This is a genomic window from Kitasatospora sp. MY 5-36 (genome assembly GCF_001182915.1).
GTDB lineage: Bacteria > Actinomycetota > Actinomycetes > Streptomycetales > Streptomycetaceae > Kitasatospora.
This window is the reverse complement of sequence record NZ_LFVW01000378.1, coordinates 1-731: the sequence shown is the minus strand read 5'-3', so window position 1 is coordinate 731 and position 731 is coordinate 1. Positions and strand designations below refer to the sequence as shown.

The following is a 731-nucleotide window of genomic DNA, read 5'->3' as shown; positions in this document are numbered from 1 at the left end:
CGCAAGCTCGCCCTGATCTCCCGCAAGATCTCCGGAGACTGGGGAGAGGTAGCGGCCGAAGCGGCCCTCACCGGCCCGGACACGGCCGTCCTCTCCTACCTGAAGAGCGGGCGCCGCGAGGCCGAGGAGCGCGACGCACACGACCGTGCCGTCGAGGTCTACACCGACTCGGGGAACAACGCGGTCCGCGACGCCGCCTACACCGTGCTCCAGGGCGACCGGACCCAGGTCGGCGCGTTCCTGAACAGCGGCCAGTACGAGGCCGCGGCGCCGGAGAACCGGCTGACGATCACCCGACTCAGCGACAACGCCGGTCCCGCCGTCAAGGCGGCCGCCGACGCCGCGCTGCGGGTCAACACCCCCGCCGCGCTGCGGGACTTCCTCGGCAAGGGTCTGGCCGACGCGCAGGCCGCCGACGACCGGCTGACCGCCACCCGGCTCGAGGACGCTCCGGCCACCGAGCCCGAGCTCAAGGCCGCGGCGAAGGTCGCCCTCGAAGGTCCCGTGCAGGACCTGCGCGCCTTCGTCGCCAAGGGCCAGTACACGGCTCAGCAGAAGGACCGGCTCACCGCTGTCCACGTCGCCGACGTCAAGGGCCTGATCGCCGAGGCCACCGCGGTCTCCGCGACCGCCCAGAAGAACGCCGCCACGGCCCAGGCCGCCGCCGCCTACGCCCGCGGCGTCGCTGACGAGGCCAGGGGCTACGAGGCCGCGGCGCAGGCATCGGCCAA

1 pseudogene is annotated in these 731 nt (G+C 73.7%); it reads left to right on the top strand.

Annotation, left to right across the window (positions count from 1 at the left end):
- A pseudogene (locus tag AE652_RS23235) lies at positions 1–731 on the top strand (hypothetical protein); the annotation flags it as partial.